Genomic DNA, 21,783 nt, shown 5'->3' with positions numbered 1-21,783 from the left:
CCCCCCGAGCCACCCACCGTGGCACCCGGGTGGCATGCCAAGGCGCGGCACGCCACCGACAGATCTACAGGGCGGTGGTGGTGCCCCCGGGCGCAGGCCCCATTCGCGGTCGCCACCACGTCGCCAGGACATCACGGTGTTGACGCGGCCATCCGTTGCCCGCCTCGACCTCGCCCCGCGAGCGTGGGCCGGCGAACGGGGCGCCGCCGCCGCCCTGCGCCACCACCTCAGCAGTCTGGGTCAACTCCACCCACGCCGCGAGCCCTCGCCACGCGCAGTCGATATCAACTCAGATGAACTCGCGCTCTCGCAGCCACTTCGTCGCGACCCACTTCTCGCCTTCGATCACCGGCGCGCCACCATGCAGCGTCTTGGTGCTCGGGTGCGGTGAGTGGTAGCTGAAGAAGACCGCGTTGCCCTTGACCGGCGCGACCTCCAGCCCGACATCGGGGAAGGTCGTGCCGCCCCCTTTTTCGGGCGTGTTCAGGTAGATCACCAGCGTGCCGACCCGCTGGCCGCCACGCGACAGGATGGTCGGTGTGCCGGAGTGGACCGGGTCGAAATAGTCGTGGTGCGGCTTGTACTCGGCCCCGGGCCGGTAACGCAGCACCTGCAGGCCCTCGCCGTTCTGCACCGGCCAGTTCAGCAAGGCGCCGATGCGTTTTTCGATCCGCTGGCACAGCGGGTTTTCGCCGCGGGTGAAGAACATGCCTTCACTGGTGCGGGCGGTATTGACTTCGCTGCCCCCGGTCTCGTTGACCACGGTCTCCGAACGCACCAGGCGCTGGCGCGACAGTGCCACCAGTTGGTCGCACTCGGCCTCGGTCAGCAGCCCGCCAAACACCACCACGCGCGGCAGTGCCATCGCCATCAGCACCCGGACCTCATGGCCATCGGCCATCAGGCGGGTGGTCGATTCCTCCAGCGACGGCTCGGGCAGGCTGCGACCGGGGACCGGCTTGCCCTTGGCCTGCAGGTGCTCGGTCAAGGTGACCTCGAGGGCCTCGATGGCCACCTCTTCCGGCCAGCCGCTGGTGCGCATCGCGGCCAGGACTTCTTCAGGCGGGAAACCCGATTCGGCCTGGGCCACGATCCAGGCGCGCAGTTCAGGGGTGATCGCGGGAGATATCGTCGTCATACCCATATTCTTGCAGCAGATCGACGGCCCGCAGCCCGGTGCCTGCACCGATGGTGCGGCTTCCCCTTGACGGCGCGCCCTTGCTCAAGCCGGGCTGACCAGCTTGAAGGCGTGCACCCAGTCGTTGCGCAGGAAGCCGGGGATGCACCACAGCATGCACAGCGGTTCGATCGCCCGCGCCGCGGCGGCCGCGCCCATGTCGGCCGAGTCCCAGCCCACCTCGGCCAGCAGCGTGGTCACGGCGGCCTTGGCGCCGGCATCGTCGCCGCAGATGAACATCGTCGGCCGTCCGCCGGGCAACGTCGGGTCGATCATCAGCGCCGCGCCGACCGAGTTGAAGGCCTTGACGAACTTCACCGCCGGGTGGGCCCGCTGCAGGCGCTCCATCAGCGCGTCATCCAGCGTCGTGAAGAAACGCAGCACGCCGTGGTCGGGCGGCAGATCGGCGATCGGGTTGGTGGCGTCGACCAGCACCTTGCCGGCCAGGTGGCGGCTGGCGTCGGCTGACTTCAGGACTGCTTCGGTGGCGCTGCCCTTGACGGCCAACACGCCGATCTCGCCGAAAGCGGCACTGTCGGCGAAGCTGCCCACCCGCGCCGTCGGATGCTTGGCCGCCCATTCGCTCACCTTGGCCGGGTCGCGGGTGCCCAGCATCACCTCGTGGCCATGGGCCAGGAAGCCCGCCGCCAGCGTTTTCGCCACGTCGCCCGACCCCAGGATTCCGATCTTCATTTCAAGCTCCTTGCTGTTGCGTTGCCTCTGCCGGCCCGACCGTCGGGCCTGCAATGAACCACACTGTAGGCAGGCAACGTCGCTACCAGAAGTCACCATCGCTTGATGGATTCACAACCATTGGTTGACAATCGACCCAATGAAACAACTGCAGGGCTTGCTGGCCTTTGTCGAAGCCGCCAGTGCCGGCAGCCTGGCCGCGGCGGCCGATCGGCTGGAGCTGACCCCCGCGGCGGTCAGCAAGAGCCTGGGCAAGCTGGAGGCACAGCTGGGCGTGCGCTTGCTGCAGCGAAGCACGCGCCGCCTGGCGCTCACCGCCGAGGGCGAGCGGTTCCTGGACAAGGCGCGCCACGCGCTGCGGGCGCTCGACGAAGCGGTGGCCGACGTGACCCAGAGCGCCACCGAGGCCAGCGGCCGGGTGCGCATCTCGGTCGGCCATGCGATGGGGCGCGACTGGGTGCTGCCGCTGCTGCCCGCACTGAGCCAGGCCCACCCGGGCCTGATGATCGAGCTGGACCTGGACAACCGCCCGGTCGACCTGGTCGCCGAGGGTTACGACATCGGCATCCGGGGTGGCTTCGTCGAGGATTCGAGCCTGGTGGCCCGGCGCATCTGCGGCCTGCCGCTGGCGCTGCTGGCCAGCCCCGGCTACCTGAGACGGGCCGGCGTTCCACGCACGATCGACGAGCTGAGAACCCACGAGTGCGTGGCGGTGCGCTTTGCCGGCAGCGCCCCCAGTCCGTGGCGGTTCCGCTCGACCAGCGGCGGCCGCGGCGCGCGGCGCATCGAGATCCAGCCGCAACCGCGGCTGGCCGTCAGCGACCCGGCCGCGGTGCTGGACCTGGCACTGGCCGGCGCCGGCATCGTGCAGGCCGGTTTGCACCATGCGCTGCCGTTCTTGCGCAGCGGCCGTCTTAAGCTGCTGATGGTCGATCAGCACGACCCCGGCGAGCGCGAGGTGGTGCTGCACTACCCGCACCGGCGCTACCTGGCACCACGGGTGCGGGTGGTGGTCGACACGCTGCTGGCCCAGCTGGGGCCGCCGAGCGACCTGCACATGACGGTGCAAGACCTGCTGGCCGAGGTGCCTGGCGCCGAGGCCACCGCCAGCGGCGCCGAATCAACGCCGGCTCACCCGGCCTTGCGGCGGAAGACGAAACGGTCCGACTCCGACACCTCCGCGTCGAAGGCGTAGCCCTCGGCGTCGAACGCGCGCAGCGCTTTCAGCGTCGAGGCCCGCTGCTGGATCGCATGGCGCGCCATCAGCCCCCGCGCCCGCTTGGCGAAAAAGCTGATCACCTTCCACTGGCCGCCGTGCCATTCCTCGAACACGCACTCGATCACCCGCGCGCGCAGTGCCGGCCGCAGCGCGGCGCGAGAGTACTCCTGCGACGCCAGGTTGACGACGATCGGTGAGCGCTCGTCGGCCTGGGCTTCGTTCAGCGTCTCGGCCAAGGTGTCACCCCAGTAACCGTACAGGTCCTTCGCACCACCGGAGCTTGCCAGACGCGTACCCATCTCGAGCCGGTAGGGCTGCAGCCGGTCCAGCGGCCGCAGCATGCCGTACAGGCCCGACAGGATCACCACGTGGCGCTGGGCCCAGGTCCAGTCTGCCGAGCTCAGGCTGGCCGCCTGCAGGCCTTCGTAGACATCGCCATTGAAGGCCAGCGCGGCCGGCCGGCTGTTGCGGCTGGTGAAGCGCGGCGACCAAGCGGCATAGCGCTCGACGTTCAATTGCGCCAGGTTGTCCGACAGGCTCATCAGCTCGGCGATGTCATCGGCCGAATGGCCACGCAACACGTCGATCAGCGCCGCCGCCTCGTCGACGAAGCGCGGCTGCGTGGCGCGCCTGGCCACCGCAGCCGGCAGCGGGCTTTCATAGTCCAGGGTCTTCGCGGGTGACAGCAGGAACAGCATGGCAACAAAGGTTCAGGAGACAAACGCGGACGCTCAGCCCACGGCGGCCGGGTCAGGGCGCAGCGGCCCGGGCACACGCCAGCGCCGGGTCAAGCCCCAGGTTTCCTTGCGCAGCATGGCGATCGTCTCTTCGCTCAAGGTCGAGGGGCGCGGTGCGCTGGCGGTGCCGATCGGCCGGCCCAGCCGCTCGTCGATCCGATCGCGCCACGCCGCCTTGGGCGCCATGACTGCCGGATCGAAGGGCTCGCCGATGAACTCGCAGATCGCCGTCATCGCGGTCAACGGATCGGCGTTGAGCCAGCCATAGGGCACCTGGAACACTTGGCCCGGCACCAGCGTCGTGATCTCGGTCAAGGCCCGGTCGACCTGTCGCATGTAGTAGATCAACTGGTCGTCGGTCTGGTCCAGCCACTTCCAAGCCTCGCGCGGCTTGCCCAGCGCCTGCTCGCGCTGCAGGCGGCGGCGGTACGAGTCGACCACCTCGGTCGGCTCGCGCACGCAAGCCAGCACCCTCGCCTGCGGAAAGATGCGAAAAACGCGCGGCAGGCAGCGCACGTGGGCGGGCGTCTTTTCCAGCGGCCGCTGGCCGGGGTAGACGCCATCGGCCGCAAAGGCGAAAAAGGCGCGGATCAGGTCGTCGTCGTCCAGCGTGCCCGCATCGCCGCCGGCCTGTGCGCCGAGCTCCGCAAAGCGCTCCTGCAACCGCAGCAAGTTGTCGGGCCCGCGCAGGTAGTCCTGCAGCATGTGCCGCGGCGAACTGGCCCGCAGGTTGTGCGGTTCACTGAAGATGAACGTCTCGTAGACATGCGGTACCGCGAACAGCGCCGGGTGCTGCGACATCGCCAGCTGCAGCGCCGAAGTGCCGCTGCGTTCCTGGCCACAAATGAACACCGGCCGCGCGGCGGCGGCCCAGGCGCGCAAGGCGCCCACACTATCGAACCAATTCATCTCGAGGTTAGTCTTCTGCGTCACGTTCGACATGGTCCCGTTCGGCCAGGCGCTCGTTCAGGCCAGGAACGGCGCCCAGCGCGGCGGCCCAGGTGCGGTGCGGAATGTGGGTGCGCAGGCGATCGATCGCGCAGTCGACCAACGCGGCCGGCAGCTCGTGGCCCAGGCCACGTGCGATGTCGATCGTCGCATCGCCCTGCAGCTCGGCCACACGCTGCATCGCGGCGCGAGCGTGGTCGGCGGCAATCACGTCGTCTTCAGCGCCATGGAAGAAATGCAGCGTGGTGTGCTGCAGCGCCTGCTCGGGCAGCACGGCGTAGCGGCCGGAGAAAGCCAGCACACGGCCAGCCAGCCCGTCTTCGGCCTGGGCCAGCTCGAGCGCACAGATCGCCCCCTGCGAAAAACCCACCAAGGCGGTTGCCGCCGGGCCGACGCCCGTGGCCTGCTGCGCGCCACGCACCCAGGCGGCCAGCTTCGGCAACACCTGGCGCACGCGTTGCATCCGGTTGCCATCGTCAAGACCTTGCAACGAAAACCATTGCCGGCCGCCCACCGCACCGCTGGAATCACCGTCAAAAAGAGCGAAGCCATCGGGCGCGAGCACCGCAGCCTGGGGAAATGCACGACGCAGCGCTTCGGCCAGCGGTGCCATGCCGGCAGCGCTGTCGCCAGCGCCGTGCAGCAGCAACATCAGCTGTTCGGGCCGCCCTTGTACGGGCATCCATTGGAGGACCAGGGAATCATCGGAAGGCATCGAGCGATTGTCGCCCGGCTCGCAAAGGGCTGCAGGCGCGCCGATGCACCGCGGCCGGGACGGCCCCCCCTACGCCGCCCTGCCCCGATCGGATGCAGGCCACCCAGCGGGCTGCGGGGTTTGTTCACGCGGCTGCATCTGCACCCGCCACCCGACGCGTATGCACGGTCACGCCCGCCACGTTGAGCCGGCGCGTTCCTTCAGGAGACCTTTTCATGAACCGCACTTCCCTGCTCTTCCGGCTGGCTCCGCTGGCTGCCGCCGCGGCCCTGGTCACGCTGGCCGGACCCAGCCTGGCCTCCAGCCACCGCGAAGCCCCGTTCATCACCGGCGCCCCCAAGGTCGACGGCACCGACTTCTACATGTTCCGCAGCTACGAGAGCGGCCGTTCGAACTACGTGACGCTGATCGCCAACTACCAGCCGCTGCAGGCGGCCTACGGCGGGCCGAACTACTTCAACATGGATCAAAACGCGCTGTACGAGATCCACATCGACAACAACGGGGATGCCAAGGAAGACCTGAGCTTCCAGTTCCGCTTCACCAACACGCTGGCCAACGCCGGGCGCGGCATCGAGTTGCCCGCCGGCAAGAAGAACGTCGCGATCCCGCTGATCCAGGCCGGCCCGGTGGCCAATGTCAACGACGCCAACCTGAACGTAGCCCAGACCTACGGCGTGATCATGATGAAGGGCGGCCGCCGCCAGGGCGAGCCCTGGACCATCACCAACGCCGACACCGGCTCGGCCACCTTCGACAAGCCGGCCGACAACATCGGCACCAAGACCATTCCCGACTACCCCGGTTACGCCGCCAAGCACATCTACAACATCAACATCCCGAACTGCGCGACGCCGGGCAAGATGTTCGTCGGCCAGCGCGCCGAAGGCTTCGCAGTCAACCTGGGGGTGATCTTCGACTTGGTGCACGCGCCGATCGAGGTGATCACCGACCCGAACCAGATCGGCCTGTTCCCTAACATCATCGGTGACGAAAACGTCACCACGATGGCGCTGGAGATCCCGATCAGCTGCCTGACGCAGGGCAGCGAGCCGGTGATCGGAGGCTGGACGACCGCCAGCGTGCGCCAGACCCACAACATCGACGCTTCGCCGCGCGCCGGCCTGAACAAGGTCGACAAGGACGCCGGTGACTGGGTGCAGGTGTCGCGCCTGGGCATGCCGCTCGTCAACGAGGTGGTCATCGGCCTGAAGGACAAAGACAAGTTCAACGCCTCGCAGCCCGCGGCCGACGGCCAGTTCCTGAGCTACGTGACCAACCCGACGCTGCCCAAGCTGCTGGAGATCGCACTGCCGCTGCCCAACAGCGCACCGACCAACTACCCCCGCAGCGACCTGACGACGACCTTCCTGACCGGCCTGCCCGGCGTGAACCAGCCGATGGGCGTCGTGGCCTCGGAAATGCTGCGCCTGAACACCAGCATCATGCCGGTGCCGTTCGCGCAGCAGAACCGCCTGGGCGTGCTCGGCAACATCCTGGCCGGCGGCACGGATCTGGCGGGTTACCCGAACGGACGCCGTCCGAAGGACGACGTGGTCGACATCTCACTCGTCGCGATGATGGGCGGGCTGTGCATGGCCAATGGCAACACCAATGCGCTCGGCCTGGGCGAGAAGTGCAAGCCGAAGAACGTGCCGCTGGGCACGACGGCCTACAACCTGCACGACGCCGTCGACCAGGCCGTGACGCCGTTCCTCGGCGGCTTCCCGTACCTGAACACGCCGACGCCGGGCGCGCAGTAGGCGCCGCTGCGTGGCGCCGCGCGGCGCCACGCCGGCCCGGTGAGGGAAGACCTTGCCGGGCCTTGTCCCACCACGATTTCCCGTCGCTGCGTGCATAGCAGCGCCGCCGGCCGGAGCCGCCCATGCGCCCGTTCTTGACACCATCGACACTGGTCACCGCAGCCGCCTTGCTGTTGATGCAAGCCCTGCCCGGCCACGCCACGCCGCGCACCCCCACCGACGACCACGAGGTGATCGAGCGCCTGCCGGCCCGTGTGCCAGGCGCCGCAGCCCGCCGCGTCGGTGCCAGCCAACGCGAAGCGCTGCGCCAGTCAGCCCAGGCCCAGCCGAACCTGTCACTCGCACTGACCCTCGCGCGCCAGGCGATCGACCAGGCCCGCCGCAGCGGCGACCCGCGCGACTGGGGCCAGGCCGAGGCCGCGCTGGCGCCCTGGTGGGCCGAACCGCAAGCCCCCGGCCCAGTGCGCCTGCTGCGCGCCACCATCCGCCAGGGCCAGCATGACTTCGCCGCGGCACTGGCCGATCTGGACGCGCTGCTCGCCCAGCCCGACACCGACACGACCGCGACGGCCCACGGGCCCAGCCTGCGACGCGCCAGCTACAGCCCCGCCGCCTCGCCCGGGATGGCGCTGCGCGCCCAAGCAGAACTGACGCGCGCTTCGATCCACCAGGTGCAAGGCCGCTACACCGAGGCCCGGGCCGGCTGCGAACGCCTGGCCGGTGCCGGCTACGCGGCCCTGGGCGTCGGTGTGCAAGCCCCGGCCCGCGCGTGCCTGGCCGAGCTGGGCCAGTTGCAGGGGCGGCTGACTGCGCGCCAGGCCGACGCCACGCTGGCCGCACTCGGCAGCATCGACGACCCCTGGCTGGCTCTGCTGCGCGCCGAATTGGCCCAGCGCAGCGGCAATCGCCAGGCCGGCGCTTTGTTCCGCCACGCCACGGCTGGCGACAACCCGGGGCTGTATGCGCTGGTGGCCTATGCAGATTGGTTGCTGGAGCAGCAACGCCCGGCTGAGGTCGAGCGGCTGCTGCGCGGCTACGAGGCTGTCGATGGGCTGTTGCTGCGCAGCGCGATCGCCCGCCATCGCCTGGCGGGCCAACGGCTCGCGGGCGGGCGGGCCACCGGCGCCAACGCCAAGGCGATGGCACGTTCCGCGATCGACGTCAGGGCCGACACCGATGCACTGATCGCGCAGCTGCAAGCCCGCTTCGATGCTGCGTTGGCTCGCGGCGACCGCAGCCATGCCCGCGAACAAGCGCGGTTTGCGCTCGACCTGCTGGGCGACGCGCCGCAGGCGCTGGCGTTGGCGCAGGCCAACTGGGCCTGGCAACGCGAGCCGGCCGACGCGCTGCTTCTGTTGCGTGCCGCGGCGGCCGCCGGTCAGCCCGAGGCCGGCGAGCCGGTGCGCCGCTGGGCGCGCACGCAAGGTTTCGTCGATGCGCGCTGGCCGGCCGCGAAGCCGGGCGCCTCGGCCGCCCCCACACCCGCATCCGCCAGCCGGGGTCGTTCATGAGCCATCCTCTGTCGAGCGCCCGCATGGAGCGCTCCAGCCGTTTGCTGCTGGCATCAGCCGCCACCGCCGCGGCCATGCTGCTGTCTCCCCCGGCCGCCCGCGCCCATGCGCCCAGCAACGCCACACTGAGCCTGGTAGCCGACGGCCAGGCCGTGCAGCAACGCTGGGACATCGCACTGCGCGACCTCGACCGCGTGCTGCCGCTGGATGCCGACGACGACGGCCAGATCACCTGGGGTGAGCTGCGACAAGCCTGGCCGCAGGTGGTGGCGCTGGCCGACGAAGGCCTGCGTTTGTCTCCGGCGGTCCCCGGCCATGCGAGCGGAGCGAACGCCGCCTGTGTTGCCGATGCGCCCGCCGCACCGCGCATCGACGACCATGCCGACGGCACCTACGCGGTGCTGGAACGTCGCTGGCACTGCCCGGCCGACGCCGGCAAATCCGGCGTTCGCGTCGACTACCGCCTGTTCGCCGACAGTGACGCCTCGCACCGTGGGTTGCTGCAATGGCGCATCAACGCGACGGCCCCGGCCGACATCGCGGTGCTGGCGCCTGCTGCCGGGCCGGTGCTGCTGGCAGGATCAGCGGGTTCACAAGCTCCGGCAGACCCGGCTTCATCAAGCGACCCCAGAGGCACGGCGGACAACCGAGGCGCCGACGGCTCCCCCGCCAGCACGTTTGCCGGCGTCGTTGCCGAGGGCGTGCACCACATCCTGATCGGCACCGATCATGTGCTGTTCCTGCTGGCGTTGATGCTGCCGGCGGTGATGGGGGTGCGCGGCGCGGGCGTGAAGCACACTGCAGTCAACGGCGATGGCCCGGACAACGGACGCCGATGGCTGGGCCCTGATCCATCGAGCCACGACGACGCACCGATGGCGTGGACCGGCGCACTGCTGCAAGTCGCCAAGGTCGTCACCGCGTTCACGGTGGCGCACTCGATCACGCTGGCTATCGCGGTGCTCGGCTATGCGGATCCGCCCTCACGGATCGTCGAATCGCTGATCGCCGCCAGCGTGGTGCTGGCCGCGATCGACAACCTGCGCCGCTTCCTGCCCGGCGTCCGATGGCAGCTTGCTTTCGTCTTCGGACTCGTTCACGGCTTCGGTTTCGCCGGCGCGCTGAAGGAGCTGGGGCTGGACCAGGCGGCGCTGGCGCGCACGCTGGTCGGCTTCAACCTCGGTGTCGAGCTGGGCCAGTTGGGCATCGTGGCCATCGCATTGCCGCTGGCCTGGTGGGTGCGCGACACGCGCTTCTACCGCCGCGTGGTGCTGGGCGGCGGCTCGGTGGCCATAGCGGCGGTTGCAGCGCTGTGGTTCGCGGAACGGGCGTTCGATCTGGCGTTGATCAGCTGAGGTGCCTCGGAGCGCGTCCACGACGTCATCAGGCGCCTGGCATCACACGCGGCTGCTGCCAGCATGCTGTCAGCAGCTTGTGCTTAGCATCACGGCCATCGACAAACGTGAGCACCCCCCATGGCAACAAAATCAGTTCAAGTCCTGTTGGAAGATATTCGCCTCTTGAGCGAAGAACGCTACGAGATCGTCGAAGCCGTTCGCACGCTGGTGAAGAAACTGTTCAAGCCTTTCTCGGAGGAAGTCAAGTACGGTGGCATTCTGTTTTCTTCAGGCGTTCAGTTCTGCGGGGTCTTTGCGTACAAAGAACACGTCAGCGTCGAGTTCGGAGAAGGCGCCAAGATCAAAGACGCGTTCGGTCATTTGGAAGGCGCGGGAAAGGGCCGCCGGCACCTCAAGCTCAGGTCCGTTGCCGACATCGAAAACAAGAGGTTGGCCCAATACCTGCCGCTCGCGCACGGGGCCACGAAGGGTGATGCCTGACCCGTCGCTCGAGCCCGCCCCCTTGAGGCAACGCCCGGCCTGCGGCCCAACTCGACATTTGGAGCACGGACAGCTCCCTCACCTGCCCTCATCTCACTTCACACACACGCATGAAGCCCATCATCAATCTCGACGAGCTCGAGTTCGGTTCACATCAGCACGGCGAGTCGTTTCAGGCTTGCGGCGCCCAGGTGTCGAGCCTGATCGGTGGATCCAAGCTCGGCTATGGCGTGACCGTGGTTCCGCCGGGCAAGCGCGCCTGGCCGTTCCACAACCACCACGCGAACGAAGAGATGTTCTTCGTGTTGTCCGGCTGCGGCAAGCTGCGGTTCGGCTCTGACGAGTACGACATTCGGGCGGGAGACTTCATCGCGGCGCCGGCAGGCGGCAAGTCGACTGCGCACCAAATCATCAACAACTCGGCGGCTGAACTGCGCTACATCAGCGTCAGCACCATGCTTCGGCCCGAGATCGTTGAGTACCCGGACTCGAACAAGTTCTCCGCCTCCGCGATTCAGCCTGGTTCAGATTCTGGATTTCGCCACCTTGGCGTGGTCATGCCGGCCGTCGACTACTGGCAAGGCGAAAGTTGAGCGCCCGCACGCTTGCCGGCGGCCTGACCTCAAGGGGCGGCTTGCGGCGAACCGCGGGCCGCTCCTCATGTCGAACGATCGCGGCCTGCCGTCACCGGAAGTCGCGGCTGGTGGTCTTCAGCGCCGGCGATTCGGCGTCCAGCTCCCTCAGCAAGGCGCTGTGGTCGACCAGGCGTTTGGCCACCAGGTGCCGCACCTCGCCCTGGCGCTGCCAGATGCCATAGACCGTCAGCAGCCGCGACGCGAGCAGCGCCGTGCGCTGGGCCTCGGCCACCTGCGGCCAGACGATCACGTTGACCGGTCCGGTCTCGTCTTCCAGCGTCACGAAGATCACGCCCTTGGCGGTTTGTGGGCGCTGTCGATGCGTGACCAGCCCGCTGGCACGCGCCAGCTGGCCATTGCGGAAGTTCTGCAGCTCGGCCGACGTGCTGATGCGGAACTCGGCCAACCGCGGCCGCAGCAGGGCCAGCGGATGGTTCGCCAGCGACAGGCCGGTACGGCGGTAGTCTGCCAGCAAGGTGGCACCGGCGCTGGGCGCTTCGAGCGCTGGGCGCTCTGGCTCTTCGGTGCGGGTGGCGCGCAACACCGCAGCCGTTGCGGTGCGCGTGTCGACCCCCGCCACTTCCCAAGCCGCCTCGCGCCGGTGACCGGCCAGCGCCGACAAGGCATTGCCATCGGCCAGCAAACGCAGCGCATGTGCATCCAACTCGGCGCGGCGGGCCAGGTCTTCGACGCTGGTGAAAGGCGCGTCGGCCCGCGCCGCGACGATGCGCTGCGCCGCGTCTTCACGAAACCCACTGAGGCGGTTGAAGCCGAGCCGCACCGGGCGCAGCGTGTGCGATGGCGGGCTGTGGCGAGACAGGGCCGGATCCGTCTGCGGGGCCGGGCACACAGACTGCGGCGAATTCTGAACCGGCATTCGACCCGCCTCCACGGCCCCCAGGTCTTCCGCTTCCGCGCCATCGCCGTCTGCCGTCGGCCCGATGTCTTCGAGCGTCGAATCCCACTCGCTGCGCGTCACATCCACGGGTCGCACGCACACGCCGTGCGCGCGTGCATCGCGCACCAACTGCGCCGGCGCGTAGAACCCCATCGGCTGGCTGTTCAGCAGGCCGAGCAGGAACGCATCCGGGTGGTGGCGTTTGATCCACGCGCTGACATAGACCAGCAGCGCAAAGCTGGCGGCGTGGCTCTCCGGGAAACCGTATTCGCCGAAGCCCTCGATCTGGCGAAAGATCGATTCGGCATAGTCGAGCGAATACCCCTTGGCCACCATGCGGTGGACCAGCTTGTCGTGGAACGGCCCGAGCCCACCCTTGCGCTTCCAGGCCGCCATCGCGCGTCGCAATTGATCCGCCTCGCCGGGGGTGAAGTCGGCGGCCAGCATCGCCAGCTGCATCACCTGTTCCTGGAAAATCGGCACGCCCTTGGTCCGCTCCAGGGCCTTCTCGACTTCTGGACTGGGGTAGACGACCGGCTCCTCGCCGCTGCGCCGCTTCAGGTACGGGTGGACCATGCCGCCCTGGATGGGCCCCGGCCGCACGATGGCCACCTCGATCACCAGGTCGTAGTAGCAGCGAGGCCGAAGCCGCGGCAGCATGCTGAGCTGGGCCCGGCTCTCGACCTGGAACACGCCGATGGCGTCGGCGTCGCACAGCATGTCGTAGACGGCGGGGTCCTCCTGCGGCAGGTCGTCCATCTCCAAACGCCGCCCCTTTACCCACGTCAGTTTCGGATCCTGCTTCTCGCCGATCCAGGCCAGTGCGCGGCGGATGGCACTGAGCATGCCCAGGGCCAACACGTCGACCTTGATCAGCTTCAAGGTGTCGAGATCGTCCTTGTCCCACTGGATGACGGTGCGGCCTTCCATCGTGGCGTTCTCGACCGGCACCAGGCTGGACACGTCTTCGCTGGCGATGAGGAAACCGCCGGGGTGCTGGCTCAGGTGCCGAGGGAAGCCTCGCAGCTGCGAAGCCAGCTCGGCCCACAGCTTGACCAGCGGCGCGTCAGGATCGAAACCGTGCTCGCGCAGACGCTCGGGGTCGAAGCGGCCGGGATGGTCGGTCCACCAGGGCTGCTGCTTGGTGACGGCCTCGATGCGATCCAAGTCGAAGCCGAGCGCGCGGCCCACGTCGCGCAGGCATGACCGGCCGCGGTAGCTGATGACCACACCGGTCATCGCCGCACGGTACCGGCTGTATTTGGCGTAGATGTACTGGATGACCTCTTCGCGCCGCTGGTGCTCGAAATCGATGTCGATGTCAGGCGGCTCGTTGCGCTCAGCGCTGATGAAGCGTTCGAACAGCAGGTTGCCCAGCTTCGGATCGACCTCTGTCACCTGCAGCGCATAGCAGACGATCGAGTTGGCGGCGCTGCCCCGCCCCTGGCAGAGGATGCCTTGTCCACGCGCCCAATGCACGAGGTCAGCCACGGTCAGGAAGTAGGCTTCGAAGCGCAGCTTCTGGATCAGGGCCAGTTCATGCTCGACCTGCTGGCGCACATACGTGGGTTCTGGCCGGCCCTTGTCGCGGTAGCGTTTCAGCAGGCCACGCTCAGTGAGCTCGCGCAGCCAAGTGGTGGCCGTGTGGTCCTTGGGCACCAGCTCTTGGGGGTACTCGTACTCCAGTTCGCTGAGCGAGAAGGTGCAGCGGCTGGCCCAGGCCACCGCGGCTTGCAACCAGGCCGGTTCGTACAGTTCGGCCAGGCGGGCCCGCGAGCGAAGATGGGCTTCGCCATTCGATTCGAGACGTGTGCCCGACTCGGCCACCGTGCAACGGTGGCGGGTTGCCGCCAGCACGTCCTGCAATGGCTTGCGGGAGCGGCTGTGCATCAGCACGTCGCCGGTGGCGACGATCGGCAATCCGCTCAGCTCGGACACGCGGCGCGCGACATCGACCCGTTCGTCATCGAAACGACGATGGCGCAGCGCCAGCGCGAGACCACAACGATCTGCGCCAATGCAGGTCTTCAACCACATCGCCTGTGCGAACACGGTTTCGAATTGCGGTGGCGTCACGGTGCCATCGCCCGCCTCGGGGCCATCGACCACCAGCAGGGCCAGGCAGTCGCCCAAGCCCGCCAGCCACGGCGCGTTCGGCGCCTTGCCCTCCAGGTCCGACGCGTAGGCCAGGTAGCTGCCCTTCTCGGCTCGGCGCCGGGCCAGACTGATCCAGCGCGACAGGTTGCTGTAGCCGCGGTGCGTCTGCGCCAGCAGCACCAGGCGGGCACCGTCGCCAGTAGGTCGATGGGGGTGTGGCCACGCATGCCGAAGTGGCAGGTGACCAGGCGCCGGGCCGTCATCCCATTCGGCGGCCTGCCCGGCATTTCCGTCGATCGCCAATTCGGCCGACAGTCCGGCCTTCGACTCGGCGCCCAGGTCAACGGGGGACTCTGCGCCGACGGCGGCCGGCAAGCGCCCAGCGTGTGATCGCGGCTTGGATTTCGTCTTGAGTCGGGCCCACGGCCCTCCTGCCTGCGATGACGCCGCTGCCGCTGAGACCGCGCCAGCCGGTAACGGCGCGACGGGTGCAGCGGTCAACCTCATCTCGGCACCGATGATGAGGTGGAACGGCGGCTCCTCGGCTTCTGTCTGCTTCTCGGCCTTCGACTCCTTCGTGCCCTCTTGCTCCTTCCCGGCGTTCAGCTCCTTCAAAGCCTCATGTGCCCGGACCACACCGGCCAGCGAACATTCATCCGTCAGCGCGAGCGCACGGTAGCCCAGCTCGTGCGCCCGCTGCACCAGCTCTGCGGGCTGCGACGCGCCGGTCAGGAAGCTGAAATTGCTGCGGCAGTGAAGCTCGGCGACATCGGGAAGGCCCACCGCAGCTTCGTCCGCCTGGCGCTTGTGTTGCATGAAGAACCCTTGCGCATCCACATGCGCAACATCAAGGGGATTGGTCGGCCGTCGGCACCTGATGCCCGGCCTGGCTGCACCTCACGGCCACGCCCGCCTGCGGCTTCGTTTTCAGCTTGGTCTTCGATTTGTTCCCCGCCCCGGTGCAAGGCACGAACAGGAGCCGCAACATCAATGTCGGCGGTAGGAAGCGCGTCGTAGAACGGTGCCGGCTCTTCTGCCTTCAGGCGACCGCTCTCGGCGAACTGCGAAACCAGATCGTCCAGCGGGCTGCGCACGCCACTGCTGCCCAGGCGCAGCACGTGGGTGTAGATCATCGTGGTGCTGACGTCCGAGTGGCCCAACAGTTCCTGCACGGTGCGGATGTCGGTACCGGCCTGCAGCAGATGGGTGGCGAACGAATGGCGCAGCGTGTGCGGCGTGGCCGGCTTGGCGATGCGCGCTTCCTGCAGCGCGCGCTTGAAAGCCCGCTGGAACGATTGTTCTTGCACATGATGCCGCCGGCGCTCGCCGCCCGAGCGCGGATCACGCGACACGCTGCCCTGCGGAAACACCCAGAACCATACCCACGACTCGGCCGCCCGCGCGTATTTGCGCGCCAGCGCATGCGGGAGGTGCACACCTGCCACGCACTGCTCGCGGTCGGCGCTGTGCAGTTCGCCAGCCAATCGCATCTGCGCCTTCAACGGCCCGTCCAGCGCGGCCGGCAACATCACCACGCGGTCCTTGCCGCCCTTGCCGTCGCGCACGATGATCACCCGCCGGGAGAAATCGACATCCTTCACGCGCAGCCGCAACCCTTCCAGCAAGCGCATGCCTGTGCCATAGAGGAGGCGCCCGACCAGCTGATGCTCTTCCGGCAGCGCCACCAGCAGACGAGACACCTCTGCATGCGTCAATACCACCGGCAAGCGGACTTGGCGCTTGGGTCGGCCCAGCTCGACCATCCACGGCAACTCCTGACCCAGCACATGCTGGTAGAGGAACAGCAAAGCCGACAGCGCCTGCTTGTGGGTGGACGGTGAGACCTGCCGTTCGGCCGCGAGCCAGGTCAAAAACCCTTCGATCTCGGCCCGCCCCATGTCGCGCGGGTGCCGCGCCGCCCCATGGAACCGGACAAAGGCGCGCACCCAGTGCACATACGCCTCTTCAGTGCGCAAGCTGTAGTGACGGTAGCGGATGTGCTCACGCAGCTGATCCAGCAAGCGCAGCGAAGACAGATCGGCAGAAAGAGCGGGACCGGACATAGGGCGAGGATGGGTATGGACATGCGCGGTGCGCGGCAAGCTGACCGGCAGCGCGACGCGAGCTCTCAGCAAACAATCAAGGCAGAGCCCATGACAACACTGTATTTTCATACAGTATCGCGTTAGCATGCGGTCATGGCAAGCCTGTTCCGAAAGATTTCACGACAGCCCCCTGGCCTCCCCCAACCATCGGCACCCGACGCCATCGGCCCCCTGCCTGATGGGCCTGAGGACGAACGCCTGCACGACGGTCGACACAACGGCTCGGCGACGCCGATCTGCCAACCCGATGCCACCGAGGTTGTCAAACGCCTGAAGCCAGGCCAGGCGGGCACCCGCACATTGCAGCGCCGCTACGGCCCGGCCCTGGTTTGCGTGCGCTATCGCAAAGACACAGCCACCGGCAACACCCGATTCACCACCGTCGAACTGGTGGTCGACCACGGCCCACCCCGCTTTCAGCCCCTGGTACGCGTCGCCATCCGCTTCAACGACACCGACACCCGCCGTCAAGCCATTGCGCTCGGCGCACAGTGGGACGACCTCCAAAAAACCTGGCGCATGCCTCGCCGCGGAGCCATCCAACTGGGGTTGATCAGCAACAAACGGAAGGTCCGGAAATAGCCAGATGCGTGCATGCAAATCAGCACTCCTATCCAAGGCCGGATAGGAACATCCAATGACGGAGATGGGGCATGATGTCTAAAACACGTTAGGCACCACGCAAAAATCATGGTCGTTTTCCTGTGAACCAGCAGTCCAATTTCCCTGCTGCCTTCCCGCCAGCGATACGACCTTGGTTTGCCAGCCCGTGTGGTGGCCAGGCCGTCTCGGTCCCCAGCCTACAAACAGCCAGCCCAGTGCCCCAAGTCATGGTCTGTGTTCCGCCGAAACAGATTCAAGCCGTTTCGGGTTGGTGCCCTATCCCGGTTGGCTTGCTTGTCCGGCGAAAGAAATCCAGGTCTTCATTGGCTGGCTCGGCCTCGTCTAGGCCGCAGCGCTTGGCAGCGCCCTCTGCCCAATGCCATCAGTGGTCAAATCGCATGCCGCCTGCTGGGCTTCGGGTTCTGCTTTGCCCAGCACCGGTGCCTAACCCCTCCGTCAAGGGGACGTCCCGCAGGCGGGCCGCCCCTTACGTCGAACGTTAGGCAATGCGAAGGAATTCCTTCGCTTCGGCGCCGCATCCTCGTGCAGCCGAAATCGTTGTCGGGGCAGTGTCAATGTTGAAGCATCTTGCCACCCAAGAACAGCCAAGCGTCAGTCAAGGGCACCGTACTTGCTCGAAGCCCTCTGCCCCCGAAGCGTTGGCTTGCTTGGCCATCCGGGGTGAAAATGCAGGCAACCCGAGCTGCCCACCGGCTGGGTTGCCGGAAACCCAGATGCAAAAGCCTCCCATGGCTCACCAAATGGTCAAGGTTGCAGGAACCGAAATGCCACAAGTCCTCAGGTGCCTTCGCTCAGCCTCTTCGCGATCCAACAGCCCAGTCGGTCCGTTGGCGCCCTCGCGTTCCTGTCATCTCCTTGCTCAACCTTGTTCGCCTAACCACTCCGTCAAGGGGACCTGCCTGCGGCAGGCCCCTTACGTCGAACGTTAGGTTTCTCATGGTGCCATCCGCTCCGTCCAGCCAGTCTTCTAGTTCAAATCCACTGGAGCATCCGGAGCCACGCACACCAATCATTGCCGCCGCGGTCGGTGTCGTAGGCGCAGCTGCTGTCGCCTGGTTTGCACACGGGCTTGCCAAGCGACGCGAAGCAATCGCGCGCTTCTCAGCTGCGGCGAAAGATTTCAGGGCAGCCTTTTCCGATGAGTTGGCCTTTCTTGAGTCAAAGGCCGAGACACCGATCGGGCTTGATGCTTACCTTTTCAACGCCTACGAAGAGAAGCACAAAATCGCCATTGCCACCTTTGAGCACTTTCTTTCAGAGCCCGATCGCAGCCGCTTCCGGGAAGCCTGCCATCAGTACCATAGCGGTCAGCGCGCAGATGGCGAGCCGTTGGACATGTTCGAGATGGGCGCAAGCTACAGAGAAGCGATGTTTGTAGAGTACATGGGCCTTCCTTTTGTGCACCCCACCATGAGGCCCAGAGAGTTGGCCGCCCACCGCATCCGCGAGTTGTTCAAGTTCGCCCCTCATCAGTGAACTCCAATGTCCGCTGCTTCCCGCCAGAAACCTAACCCCTCAGTCAAGGGGACGTCTTGCGGCAAGCCGCAAGCCGCCCCTTACCTCGAACGTTAGGCCACTTCATGATCAACCGAAGACGAATCAATGGATTTCGTATTTGATCTCCTTGCACGCTTTGCATTCAAAGGCGCTCTGCGCGCGTTGTTTGGAACTCCGATCAGTCAATGGGGCGCCTTGCAGTGGGGCGTGGCAGCCGCGCTTGTCGCGCTTTGCAGCGCAGCGGCCTACTATTTCTTCTTGCGCGCGGGGGAAGGGCACAAGCGAACGGGAAGGAAAAAGGGTCGCAAGCGTTCCTAAGTCGCCTCAGTGACCCCACGGAGCCAGAGAAGGCCACCTTCAGTCCACCCAACAAATCGATGAACACATCCGTTGTCTATTCCGGCTCTCGGCCATCTTTTGTAACGGCTGCTCGCGCTTGTTCGCTGGGCTATCGGCCTAACCCCTCCGTCAAGGGGACCTGCCTGCGGCAGGCCCCTTACGTCGAACGTTAGGTCTCATATGCAACCTCCACGGGCAGCGGTTAAGGCCAGCCTCATGGTTGGCACGGTTGCTCTATTTGTAGGCATCCATTCGGCTCTTGCTCGCTTTGCGTCCCATGCCTCGGTTGCGGCAACCATGGCAATCGCCGCCGCTGTGTTCTTGGCGTGCCTGGTCACTGCATCCGCTCGACGCGAATCCTCTAAAGGGTCGTTTGCATACCTCCTATCGATCACAATGTGGGCAGCAATGGCCTTTCTTGCTGCTTGACCAATTGGCGCGCTACTCGCCTGCGCCCCTTGGAACCCAGCTAGCCACTGGCCGCCATAGCCCCATTGATCTTAGGAGTCTGAAAGGTGCACTTGCTTCCCCCGAGACCTAACCCCTCCGTCAAGGGGACGTCCCGCAAGCGGGCCGCCCCTTACGTCGAACGTTAGGTGCGCGGAAAGGTCGGCGGTTAAGGCCATCACGCCAAGGAACCGAGCCAGTGGTCGATCGGTTGCCAAAATGCCTCGCCTTCCCTGCCGAGTCGCCGCGTCCATCGGGGTTGTCTCGTCGCCGCGTCCAACGCGTTGGTCAACCGGCCCTCTTCCGTGCCAAGCTCAGCGTCTTCGCGCTTGGCCAGGCGGATCCTGTGCCCTCGTTCACCCGCGGCGGTCAGTGTGGGCGTGCCCGCTCGTCGGTTCAAGCGCCACAATCACCGTTGAGATGAAGCAATTTGCAGCCCCGCTCACCCGTAGCTCTTGGCCTCTGTCCGAGCGCCCGGTGAGCTTCATACAGCGTCGCACCGGTAGGTGCCCATTCGTTGCACCTAACCCCTCCATCAACCGGACGTCTTGCGGCAGGCCGCAAGCCGCCGGTTATGTCGAACGTTAGGCAAGTCCGAGTTGAAGGCCAAGTTCATGCCTCGTCTGCCAGTACCGGCCGCTGAATACCTCAGTCTCGATGCCTTGTGCTCATGGGAGAGGCGTGCTCGCTTCAGCGTCGCCTCGGGCTGTCCGTCCTGCGGCGGCCAGCGCACGGTCTGCGGCAGCTCCAGCCTTCTTCTTGCCGGCTTGGTCACACATGGGAGATCATCGCTGTTCGCCAAGCGCCCAAGAAGTCCTGTCACCAGCGCATTCCAGCGTCCCGAGACATGGAACGAGTCTTCTCTACCACTTCACGCTTGCCGCGCCCGGCCGGCCGGTGGCAGAAATGGCATCGCAGGTTGGCCTAACTTGAAACACCAAAAGCCTGAAGTCTCCATGCGCCGGCCTCGTGCCTCAGGGCCGTCAGGCCAGTCGGCCTCAACGGTAGCGGTATCGCGTTCCGGTCATCCCCTTGCTCAGCCGGGTTCGCCTAACCGCTCCGTCAAGGGGACCTGCCTGCGGCAGGCCCCCTTACGTCGAACGTTAGGTGCGCAGTGAGGTAGACGGTGAAGGCCATTACGCCAAGGAACCGAACCGGTGATCGATCGGTTGCCGAAATGCCTCACCTTCCTTCCCGAGTTGCCGAGTCCATTGGGGTCGCCTCGTCGCTGCGGCCAGCGCGTTGGTCAACCGGCCTCCTTCCGTGCCAAGTTCACCGTCTTCGCGCTTGGCCAGGCGATCCTGTGCCTTCGTTCACCCGCAGCGGTCAGCGTGGGCGTGCCCGCTCGTCGGTTCAGGCGCCACAATCACCGTTGAAATGAAGCAAGTTGCAGCCCTGCTCGCCCTTAGCTCTTGGCCTCCGTCCGAGCGCCCGGTGAGCTTCATACAGCGTCGCCCCGGTAGGTGCCCACGCGTTGCACCTAACCCCTCCATCAACCGGACGTCTTGCGGCAAGCCGCAATCCGCCGGTTATGTCGAACGTTAGGCCCCGAGATATGGACGTTTCGCAGCTCGAGCTTCACGATGCGATCCTGATTGCGGTCCACCTCGACCCCTTGTCGCGAACCGCCGAAGTGCGCCTCGCGTACTACCCTAGCGAGCATGCGCGGCAACGCGTTCCTGGCACGCTAAGGTTCATAGGCGTGCGACACTTCAATCAAATCGCAGACTTGGTTCAACTCGAGAACCATGCGGGCGCGGGAAACGTTGGTTACTGGGTCTCGGGGGAAACGCCGGGCGTGAGCTACATCTACTTAACCCGCGGTCTGATCGCGGTCACTGCAGAGTCGGTGGAACTCGTTGCCGAGGCCTGAAAGTTCACCATGGCTTTGCTCCTTTTGGGTCCTGTTCGCCGCCAGCGCAGCGCGTGGCCTAACCCCTCCGTCAAGGGGACAGCCACAAGCGGGCTTCGCCCACTTGCGCCTGCCCCTTACGTCGAACGTTAGAGCGCTCCAAATACATGGCAGCGAAACCTCGGCGCATTCAAGTTGATTCGCGCACTTTCCTGTGGAAGGTGAGCAGCGCCACACCAAGCACCGTTAGCTTGCGGGTCTGGACTGAAGGAAAATCCTCCCTACCATGGGCGGAGGTGACCTGTCTCTTCGACGACCTGTGGCTAAACTTCAAAGAATTTTCGTCGCTTAGCTCAGTCGACTCCGAGGCTCACCTCCAACTCCAGCCGTTGAAGCCCAAGCGGATTGCAGAGATCATTCGAATGGCGATACCACAAGTAGAGCCAATCACCGGTTCGCAGCCTCGTCGGTTCTTTGAACTCTTAGCCGACGGCAAGCTTGTTCCAACGGTATCGCGTCCCGGCGGTTCAAAAAAGCAAGCCCAAGCTGATTCATAGGCTTTCACGTGCCCACTGCCCAGCGCCCTAACCCCTCCGTCAAGGGGACGTCCGCAAGCGGGCTTCGCCCACTTGCGGCCGCCCCTTACGTCGAACGTTAGCCGTCTTACACTATGTCCGACAACTGGCTT

The 21,783-nt window shown here is 66.3% G+C and carries 15 protein-coding genes and 1 pseudogene; 9 read left to right on the top strand and 7 right to left on the bottom strand.

Annotation, left to right across the window (positions count from 1 at the left end; genetic code table 11):
- Window positions 1-289: 289 nt before the first annotated feature.
- Together VFY73_RS22640 and VFY73_RS22635 are read right to left on the bottom strand one after the other, a co-directional pair.
- Entirely contained in the window at window positions 290-1,138 is an 849-nt protein-coding gene (locus VFY73_RS22640; protein ID WP_329723046.1) for a 2OG-Fe(II) oxygenase, read from the bottom strand.
- A gap of 84 nt (window positions 1,139-1,222) precedes the next feature.
- The gene (locus VFY73_RS22635; RefSeq protein WP_329723045.1) at window positions 1,223-1,870 is read right to left on the bottom strand and encodes an NADPH-dependent F420 reductase; all 648 of its coding nucleotides are present in this window, start codon (window positions 1,868-1,870) and stop codon (window positions 1,223-1,225) included.
- Window positions 1,871-2,009: 139 nt separating this feature from the next.
- Here VFY73_RS22635 and VFY73_RS22630 point away from each other — a divergent pair, with 139 nt between their 5' ends.
- The gene (locus tag VFY73_RS22630; protein ID WP_329723043.1) at window positions 2,010-3,065 is read left to right on the top strand and encodes a LysR family transcriptional regulator; all 1,056 of its coding nucleotides are present in this window, start codon (window positions 2,010-2,012) and stop codon (window positions 3,063-3,065) included.
- On the opposite strand, the gene yaaA is transcribed toward VFY73_RS22630, so the two are convergent.
- Genes yaaA through ypfH form a run of 3 tightly spaced genes read right to left on the bottom strand, consistent with a single transcriptional unit; the run spans window position 3,002 to window position 5,489 of the window.
- Window positions 3,002-3,787 (bottom strand): peroxide stress protein YaaA, encoded by a 786-nt coding sequence (gene yaaA / locus VFY73_RS22625; RefSeq protein ID WP_329723041.1) that lies wholly within the window; start codon window positions 3,785-3,787, stop codon window positions 3,002-3,004. The genes VFY73_RS22630 and yaaA overlap by 64 nt on opposite strands.
- 33 nt (window positions 3,788-3,820) lie before the next feature.
- Window positions 3,821-4,735 (bottom strand): sulfotransferase, encoded by a 915-nt coding sequence (locus VFY73_RS22620; protein WP_329723039.1) that lies wholly within the window; start codon window positions 4,733-4,735, stop codon window positions 3,821-3,823.
- 7 nt (window positions 4,736-4,742) lie between these two features.
- Window positions 4,743-5,489: an esterase gene (gene ypfH / locus VFY73_RS22615; protein ID WP_329723037.1), complete on the bottom strand. Its 747-nt coding sequence runs from the start codon at window positions 5,487-5,489 to the stop codon at window positions 4,743-4,745.
- Window positions 5,490-5,704: 215 nt separating this feature from the next.
- Between ypfH and VFY73_RS22610 the strand changes: the two genes are divergently transcribed.
- From VFY73_RS22610 to VFY73_RS22590, 5 genes are all read left to right on the top strand, one after another.
- Window positions 5,705-7,252 carry a DUF4331 domain-containing protein gene (locus VFY73_RS22610; protein WP_329723035.1) on the top strand — a complete coding sequence of 516 codons (1,548 nt, stop codon included), beginning with the start codon at window positions 5,705-5,707 and terminating at the stop codon, window positions 7,250-7,252.
- 122 nt (window positions 7,253-7,374) lie between these two features.
- Window positions 7,375-8,763, top strand: coding sequence for a hypothetical protein (locus tag VFY73_RS22605; RefSeq protein WP_329723033.1), 1,389 nt, complete (start codon window positions 7,375-7,377; stop codon window positions 8,761-8,763).
- Window positions 8,760-10,118: a HupE/UreJ family protein gene (locus VFY73_RS22600; RefSeq protein WP_329723031.1), complete on the top strand. Its 1,359-nt coding sequence runs from the start codon at window positions 8,760-8,762 to the stop codon at window positions 10,116-10,118. The genes VFY73_RS22605 and VFY73_RS22600 overlap by 4 nt, the downstream gene beginning before the upstream one ends.
- 147 nt (window positions 10,119-10,265) lie before the next feature.
- Complete coding sequence (locus VFY73_RS22595; RefSeq protein ID WP_329723029.1) at window positions 10,266-10,601, top strand: DUF1801 domain-containing protein; 336 nt, start codon at window positions 10,266-10,268, stop codon at window positions 10,599-10,601.
- 110 nt (window positions 10,602-10,711) lie between these two features.
- Complete coding sequence (locus VFY73_RS22590) at window positions 10,712-11,194, top strand: cupin domain-containing protein (RefSeq protein ID WP_329723027.1); 483 nt, start codon at window positions 10,712-10,714, stop codon at window positions 11,192-11,194.
- 91 nt (window positions 11,195-11,285) lie between these two features.
- Here VFY73_RS22590 and VFY73_RS22585 read toward each other — a convergent pair whose 3' ends face one another.
- Window positions 11,286-15,047, bottom strand: a complete 3,762-nt coding sequence (locus VFY73_RS22585; protein ID WP_329723025.1) for an error-prone DNA polymerase — start codon at window positions 15,045-15,047, stop codon at window positions 11,286-11,288.
- Window positions 15,048-15,301: 254 nt separating this feature from the next.
- Window positions 15,302-16,294: pseudogene (locus VFY73_RS22580) on the bottom strand (integron integrase); the annotation flags it as partial.
- Between the two features lie 135 nt (window positions 16,295-16,429).
- On the opposite strand from VFY73_RS22580, the gene VFY73_RS22575 reads away from it, so the two are divergent.
- The 3 genes from VFY73_RS22575 (at window position 16,430) to VFY73_RS22565 (ending at window position 21,116) form a co-directional block, all read left to right on the top strand.
- A complete protein-coding gene (locus tag VFY73_RS22575) occupies window positions 16,430-16,918 on the top strand; it encodes a hypothetical protein (protein ID WP_329723023.1) in 489 nt (162 codons plus the stop codon).
- A gap of 978 nt (window positions 16,919-17,896) precedes the next feature.
- Window positions 17,897-18,436 carry a hypothetical protein gene (locus VFY73_RS22570; RefSeq protein WP_329723021.1) on the top strand — a complete coding sequence of 180 codons (540 nt, stop codon included), beginning with the start codon at window positions 17,897-17,899 and terminating at the stop codon, window positions 18,434-18,436.
- A 2,362-nt stretch (window positions 18,437-20,798) separates the two neighbouring features.
- Window positions 20,799-21,116, top strand: coding sequence for a hypothetical protein (locus tag VFY73_RS22565; RefSeq protein WP_329723019.1), 318 nt, complete (start codon window positions 20,799-20,801; stop codon window positions 21,114-21,116).
- Window positions 21,117-21,783: the final 667 nt, after the last annotated feature.

Source organism: Ideonella sp. (assembly GCF_036277275.1).
Lineage (GTDB): Bacteria > Pseudomonadota > Gammaproteobacteria > Burkholderiales > Burkholderiaceae_C > Ideonella.
The sequence above is the reverse complement of the archived record's forward strand: the minus strand, read 5'-3'. Positions and strand labels throughout refer to the sequence as shown.